General features: G+C 73.4%; 5 protein-coding genes and 1 pseudogene. 4 read left to right on the forward strand and 2 right to left on the reverse strand.

The features are described from left to right. Window positions 1–2: 2 nt before the first annotated feature. Complete coding sequence (locus E1265_RS30915) at window positions 3–671, reverse strand: class I SAM-dependent methyltransferase (protein WP_132934285.1); 669 nt, start codon at window positions 669–671, stop codon at window positions 3–5. 1,324 nt (window positions 672–1,995) lie between these two features. Here E1265_RS30915 and E1265_RS30925 point away from each other — a divergent pair. The 4 genes from E1265_RS30925 to E1265_RS30940 are packed head-to-tail and all read left to right on the forward strand — an operon-like array spanning window position 1,996 to window position 5,967. Then, entirely contained in the window at window positions 1,996–3,048 is a 1,053-nt protein-coding gene (locus tag E1265_RS30925; RefSeq protein ID WP_132934286.1) for an iron-siderophore ABC transporter substrate-binding protein, read from the forward strand. 20 nt (window positions 3,049–3,068) lie between these two features. Beyond that, the gene (locus E1265_RS30930) at window positions 3,069–4,109 is read left to right on the forward strand and encodes an iron ABC transporter permease (RefSeq protein ID WP_132934287.1); all 1,041 of its coding nucleotides are present in this window, start codon (window positions 3,069–3,071) and stop codon (window positions 4,107–4,109) included. Beyond that, window positions 4,106–5,164, forward strand: a complete 1,059-nt coding sequence (locus E1265_RS30935) for an iron chelate uptake ABC transporter family permease subunit (protein ID WP_243741235.1) — start codon at window positions 4,106–4,108, stop codon at window positions 5,162–5,164. The genes E1265_RS30930 and E1265_RS30935 overlap by 4 nt, the downstream gene beginning before the upstream one ends. Then, complete coding sequence (locus E1265_RS30940) at window positions 5,164–5,967, forward strand: ABC transporter ATP-binding protein (protein ID WP_132934288.1); 804 nt, start codon at window positions 5,164–5,166, stop codon at window positions 5,965–5,967. The genes E1265_RS30935 and E1265_RS30940 overlap by 1 nt, the downstream gene beginning before the upstream one ends. A 3-nt stretch (window positions 5,968–5,970) precedes the next feature. Here E1265_RS30940 and E1265_RS30945 read toward each other — a convergent pair. Continuing rightward, window positions 5,971–7,112 (reverse strand): annotated as a pseudogene (locus E1265_RS30945) (reductase); the annotation flags it as partial.

A 7,112-nucleotide genomic window follows, 5' to 3' on the forward strand; every position in this document is an offset into this window, starting at 1 on the left:
GCTCACCCCCGTGCCGCTATGAGCGCGTACCGCTCGTCCGCCACCGGGCCTCCCCACAGCGCCGGATCCCCGCTCAGCGGCTGGACGACCAGGCGCGCCACCAGCGGCCTGACGACCGAGGCCAGCTCCTCGGCCGCCATGCCGCCGCCCCACGGCAGCGACTCGGCCCCCGCCACGTAGGGCTCGGCGGCCTGCCCGGCCTCCCGCCACCGCCCCTCTATCAGCACCAGGCGCCCACCAGGACGCAGCCGCGCGAGCCACGCCCGCAGCGCCGCCTCGGGGTCCGGCAGCGTCCACACCAGGTGCCGCGCCAGCAGCACGTCGAACCGGGCGTCCCCGGTGGGCGGCTCCGCCGCGTCCCCGACGAGGAACCGCCCGCCGAGGTCGGCCGCCTGGAACTTCTCCCGCGCCCGCGTGACCATGCCGGGCGCGAGGTCGACGCCCGTGACCCGGTGCCCGGCCTCGGCCGCCAGCAGGGCGAGCGAGCCCGTGCCGCAGCCCACGTCGAGCACGTCGGCGGGGGCCGGCGGCAGCCAGGAGCGCAGCCGGCGGCGCCAGGCAGCGCGGGTCCCCGGGTCGCGCAGGCCGTGGTCCGGCTCCTCATCGAACCGGTCGGCGGCCGCGTCCCAGTAGGCGGCGATCGCGGCGGTGGCGCTGGTGTGGTCGTTCATGCCGCCATGCTGACAGGAGGCACTGACAACGGGCTCCGGGCGAAATCCCGGCGGCCCTCGCCCGGAGCGGGGGTCACCGACCGCCGAGGACCATCTCGGCCTGGGAGAACGGGCTGACCGCCGGGTTGATGTCCGTCTCGCCACCGCGGCCGTCACAGCCCCGGTCGGGGTTTGGCGGCGACCCTGCGCGCGTGCAACCGGGCGGCGAACCAGGCGTCCGAGGTGCCAATCGCCAAGGACCTCAAGCGGCGCAATGTGGTGCAGAAGGAGGTCTACCACGCGCTCAGAACGGACTTCGGCCTGGGCGCGCAGCCCGCTGTAGGAGTGGTCAAGAAGGTGTGCGACGCCTACGCGACGCTCAAGGCCAACATCAAGGCCGGGAACCTGGGTCCTGAAGGATCCAAGCGCCGGTGCGGGGTGGAGTCGAAGCCGATCCGGTGCCGTGAGGACGCGGCGCAGCCGTTCGACGACCGCATCCTGACGCGGAACCTCGATCAGCGGACCATGAGTATCCGGACGGTCACGGGCCGGATCAAGCACATCCCACCTGCGCGCCAAGCTCCAGAAGAAGCGCACCAAGAGCGCGAAGCGCGCCTTGAAGCCTGCCCGCCGCCGCGAAGCGCGGCACGCCGCCAACACCAACCACGTCATCGCCAAGAAACTCGTCGCCACCGCTTGGGGGCACCTCCCGGCCGAAGGCTGGGGGAGCACCTCGCGCGGGATCGCCCTGGAAGACCTCTCGGGCGTCCGGCAGAGGGTTACGGCCAAGAAGGACCAGCGGGCTCGCGGTGCTGGACACCCACCGCACCAACCGGGTGACCCAGGCACGGTTCGCATGCCGGTCCCGCGGGACCGTGCTGCACGCGGACCACAACGGCTCCCGCGACATCGCCCACCGAGGCGACGACGCGTGGAAGCGGGGCGCGGTCAACCGCCCCAGAGCCAGCACACGCTAGTTCCGGACGCGGGGGAACCACGCGGCAGCCAGCCGCTCGGGTCGAACCGGAACTCGGCGGGCGCGTTCAGCGGGTTGGTGCCCGACTCCTCCCCCCACAGCAGGATGAAGTTGGCCGACTCCCTGGTCGGTCCTGGCTCCACGGAACCTCACCGGTGGACTGCCAGCGGGCCGGCAGGTACAGGGTCTTGGCCAACACGGTGGCAGGGGTCGGCCGGAGCGCGGCGGGACCGGCTCCGCACCCGGCCCCGCCGGGCGGCGAGGCCGCCCAGGCGCGGGCGGCCGGCGGGAGGCACTGTACGGTTAGGCTTACCTAAGCTAGCCTCCGTCCCCGGACACCGACGCACCACACACCCACCGAGGAACAGCATGTCGCCCCGCCTGACCCGCCTGCGCCGCTCCGCGCTCACCCTCACCGCCGCCGCGGCGCTCTTGCTCGCCGGCTGCTCGTCCGACTCCTCCGACGACGAGGAGACCACCGGCGGCTCCGGCGACTCCGCGCAGAGCGAGGGCGCGTTTCCGGTCACCATCGAGAGCGCGCTCGGCCCGGCCACCATAGAGGAGCAGCCCGAGCGCGTCGTCACCCTCGGGCAGGGCTCGGCCGAGACCGCCATCGCGCTCGGCCACACCCCGGTCGGCATCGAGAGCTACGAGTGGGGCAGCGACGACACCGGCTACCTGCCGTGGATCCACGAGGCCGTGACCGAGGCGGGGGACGAGCTCCCGACGCAGTTCACCGGCGGCGAGGACATCGACTTCGAGGCGATCATCGAGCTCGAGCCCGACGTGATCCTGGCGCCCTGGTCCGGCATCACCCAGGACCAGTTCGACGTGCTCTCCGACATCGCGCCGACCGTCGCCTACCCGGACCTGGCCTGGTCGACCAACTGGGACGAGCAGATCGAGATCATCGCGACCGCGCTCGGCCAGCCCGACGAGGCGGCCACCCTGATCGGGGACATCGAGGACCAGCTCGCGGAGGCCGCGGCGACCCGCCCCGAGTACGCGGACGTCACCTTCTCCTACATCTACACCTCCGGCCCGGGCACGCTCGGCGTCTTCCTGCCGGAGGAGCAGCGGGTGGCGATGCTCTCAGGCCTCGGCCTGACGGTGGACCCGGTGGTCGAGACCTTCGAGGAGACCGAGGGCACCGACTCGGCGCTGATCGGTCTGGAGAACGCGGACCAACTCGCCGACAGTGACCTGATCTTCACCTTCTACACCGACGAGGAGACGCGCCGGGAGATCGAGGCGCAGCCGCTGTACGCGGCGATCCCGGCGGTGGAGCGCGGCGGCATCGTCGCCAGCGACGACAACTCCTTCGTCACCGCCTCCTCGATCATCAACCCGCTGACCGTGCCGTGGGTGATCGACCGCTATCTGCCGCTGATCGACGAGGCCGTCGCCACGATCGACGAGTGATCCACGGGTAACACGCCCTCGTGACCACCACCCTCGTCAAGCCCCGCCCGAGCGGTGCCGACGCCTCCCGCGTCGGCACCGCTCGCCGGGTGTTCGCGCTGCTGCTCGGCCTGGCCGTGCTGGTGCTCGCCGTGCTGGCCAGCGTCATGTTCGGCAGCAGGTCGACGTCGTTCGGCGACGTCCTCGACGTCTGGGCCGGCGACGCCGACCCCTATGTCACCACGGTCGTGGAGAGCCGCTATCCGCGCACCGCGCTCGGCGTGCTCGCCGGCGTCTGCCTGGCCGTCGGGGGCACCCTGATGCAGGGCGTCACCCGCAACCCGCTGGCGGATCCCGGGCTGCTCGGCCTCAACGCGGGCGCCGCCGCGGCCGTGGTGTCGGCGACGGCGTTCTTCGGCGTCTCGGGGCAGGCGGCCACCGTGTGGTGGGCGCTGCCTGGCGCGCTCCTCGCCGGCCTGCTGGTCTACGTGATCGGGGCGGCTGGCGCCGACGGGGGCGTGGTGCGCCTGGTGCTGGCCGGCGCCGTGGTGTCGGCGGTGCTGACGGCGCTGGTGCAGGCGATCGCCCTGACCCATCCCGACGCGTTCGACAGCTACCGCTACTGGGTGGTCGGGGCGCTCGGCGGCCGGGACTTCGACGTGTTCCGCTCGGTGTTGCCGTTCGCGCTGGCCGGCTTCCTGCTGGCGCTGCTGCTCGGCTCGGGGCTGAACGCACTGGCGCTCGGCGACGAGTCGGCGTCCTCGCTCGGCGCCAATCCGACGGTGCTGCGCTCGGCCGGTCTGGTCGCGGCCACGCTGCTGAGCGCGGCGGCGACGGCGGCGGTGGGCCCGATCGCCTTCGTGGGCCTGGCCGTTCCGCACGTGGTGCGGGCGCTGGTGGGCGTCGACTTTCGGTTGCAGATCGGCTACGCGACCATCGTGGGCCCCGCGCTGCTGCTGCTCGCCGACGTGGTGGGCCGGGTCGTCGTGCGCCCGCAGGAGCTGATGGTGGGCGTGGTGACCGCGTTCGTCGGGGCGCCGGTGCTGCTGTTCGCGGTGCGGCGGATGAAGGGGAGCGCGTGACGGTCTCCGAGAGGGTCCCCGCCGGGAGCGGGGGGGTGCTGCGGATCGGGCGGACGGTCGCGCTGCCCGTGCACCGCGGCTATCTGCTGGCGATGCTCGCCGTCCTCCTGCTGCTGCTCGGTGCGTGCGTGGCCACGCTGACGCTCGGACGGCTCGGCATCCCGCTCGGCGAGTTGGCCGGGGCGGTGTTCGGCGGGGCCGAGGGCAGCCAGGAGTTCGTGCTCGAGCGGCTGCGCGGTCCGCGGCTCGTGGTGGCGATCGGCGCGGGGGCGGCGCTCGGCCTGTCGGGCGCGCTCTTCCAGTCGGTCACCCGCAACCCGCTGGGCAGCCCGGACGTGATCGGGCTCGGCGCCGGCGCGGGCGCGGGCGCGGCGGTCTTCGCGCTGCTGCTGCCCGGCGCCCTGCCGGTGTGGCTCGGCGCGCTCTGCGGCGCCGCGGCGGCCATGCTGCTGGTGTACTTCGCGACGGGCACCGGGTTCCGCAACCCGGGGCGGCTGATCGTGGCCGGGATCGGGGTGGCCGCGATGGCGCTCGCGCTCACCGAGTACGTGGTCTACGTGATGGAGCGGGACCGGGCCTCCGTGCTGATGGCGTACGTGAACGGCAGCCTGTCGGCGCGGGACTGGAACCACGCGGCGACGATCTGGCTTGTACTGGCCGTGGTGGCGCCGCTGGCGGCGCTGCTCGGCCGCCGGTTGGACGTCGGCGAGATGGGCGACGAGCTGGCCGCCGGGCTCGGGGCCGATCCCAAGCGGACCCGGGTGTTCGCGGTCACGCTCTCGGTGGTGCTGTCGGCCGGCGCGGTCACCGTGGCGGGGCCGATCGCCTTCGTGGCACTCACGGCGCCGCAGATCGCCCGCCGGCTGACCGGCTCCACCGGCGCGCACCAGACGCTGGCCGCCCTGGTGGGGGCGTTGCTGCTGGTGCTCGCCGATCTGGTGGCGCAGCAGGCGCCGTGGTCGGACGGACTGCCGGTCGGCATCTACACCATGGCGCTCGGCGGCGTCTATCTGGGCTATCTGCTGGTTCGTGAGTGGCGGAAGGGGCGGCTCTAGTGGGCACGGGTCTGAGTGCGGACGGGGTGACCATCTCGTACGGCGGCGAGCCGATCGTGCGGGAGTTGAGCCTGGACGTGCCGCACGGCGGTCTGACGATGATCATCGGCCCCAACGGCTGCGGGAAGTCGACGCTGGTGAAGGCGTTCGCGCGGGTGCTGAAGCCGGTCGGCGGGCGGATCCTGCTGCACGGCAGGGACCTGCACGCGTACCGGCCGAAGGAGGCGGCGCGGCAGGTGGCGCTGCTGCCTCAGAGCCCGGTGGCGCCGGACGGGATCACGGTGCGCGGCCTGGTGCGGCGCGGCCGCTATCCGCACCACACGCTGCTGCGGCAGTGGTCGCCGGCGGACGACGCGGCGATCGCCTTCGCGCTGGAGCGCACGGGTCTCACCGAGCTGGCCGACGCGCAGGCGGGCGAGCTGTCCGGCGGCCAGCGGCAGCGGGCGTGGATCGCGATGGTGCTGGCGCAGGAGACCGAGCTGCTGCTGCTCGACGAGCCCACCACCTTTCTCGACATCGCCCACCAGTACGAGCTCCTCGAGCTGTGCGCCGAGTTGCACCGGGAGGGGCGGACGATCGTGGCGGTGCTGCACGACCTCAACCAGGCGGCGCGCTTCGCCTCCCACCTGGTGGTGATGCACGAGGGCCGGGTGGTCGCCCAGGGCCCGCCGGACACGGTGCTGACCGCCGAGCTGGTGGGCGACGTGTTCGGGCTGCCCTGCGACATCGTGCCTGATCCCCGGACGGGCACGCCGATGGTGGTGCCGCACGCCCGCCGCCCGGTCGAGGCGCCGAGCGGCTAGCGGCTAGTAGACGTCGCGGACGTAGCGCCGGTCGGCGGCGAGCCGGCGCACGTAGGCGGCGGCCTCGTCCTCGCCGAGGCCGCCGTGGCGCCTGGCGATCTCGCGCAGCGCGCCGTCGACGTCGCGGGCCATCCGGCTGGCGTCGCCGCAGACGTAGAAGTGGGCGCCGTCCTTCAGCCAGGACCACAGCCGGGGGCCGTGCTCGCGCATCCGGTCCTGGACGTAGACCTTGGCGCGCTGGTCGCGGGAGAAGGCGGTGTCGAGACGGGTGAGCACGCCCTGCTCGCGGAAGGAGCTCAGCTCCTCACGGTAGTAGAAGTCGGTGGCCTGGTGCTGCTCGCCGAAGAACAGCCAGTTGGGCGCGCGGTGGCCGCGGGCGCGTCGTTCGTCGAGGAAGCCGATGAACGGCGCGACGCCGGTGCCTGGGCCGACCATCACCATGGGCGTCGCGGGGTCGGCCGGGGGTCTGAAGTGCGGGGCGCGCTGCACGAAGACCGACATCTCGGTGCCGGGCTCGGCGTCGGCGAGGAAGGTCGAGCAGACGCCTTTGCGCCGCCGGCCGCGCAGGTTCTCGTAGCGGACGACGGAGACGGTCAGCGAGACCGTGCGCGGGTCGTCGAGCGGGGACGACGATATGGAGTACAGGCGGGGCTTCAGCCGGCCGAGCACGTCGGCCCACTCCTGGGCGGTGGCCCGCACCGGGTGCTCGCTGACGACGTCGACGGCCTGCCGGCACCAGGAGTACTGGGCGAGCTCGCCGGCGTTGCCGGGACGCAGCAGCTTCCGCAGGCCGCGGTCGCCGGTGCGCTCCGCGACGAAGCGGAGCAGCCCGTGGGTGATGCGGGTGATGTCCAGGTGGCGGTGGAGGGCCTCGGCGAACAGAAGGTCGCCGGCGTCCTCAAGGGTGACCTTGGCGGCCGGGTCGAGGCCGGTGACCGCGAGCCACTCGGCGACCAGGTCCTGGCAGTTGGTGGGCCGGATGCCGAGCGCGTCGCCGACCTCGTACTCGAGCGGGGTCTCGCTGTCGCGGGCGTCCAGGGTGAAGCGGCGCACCTCCTTGCCGGCGCCGGGCAGGCTCAGCAGACGGTTGCCGGTGAGCCGGGCGGTGACGGTCACGCGCTTCCGGCGGGTGGGGGTGACGGGGG

It is taken from the genome of Streptomyces sp. 8K308 (assembly GCF_004348315.1).
Lineage (GTDB): Bacteria > Actinomycetota > Actinomycetes > Streptomycetales > Streptomycetaceae > Streptomyces.

Excerpts from the sequence above, each read along its gene's own strand:
- E1265_RS30915 (WP_132934285.1), bottom strand. The coding sequence starts at position 671 with ATGAACGACCACACCAGCGCCACCGCCGCGATCGCCGCCTACTGGGAC.
- E1265_RS30925 (WP_132934286.1), top strand. The coding sequence starts at position 1,996 with ATGTCGCCCCGCCTGACCCGCCTGCGCCGCTCCGCGCTCACCCTCACC.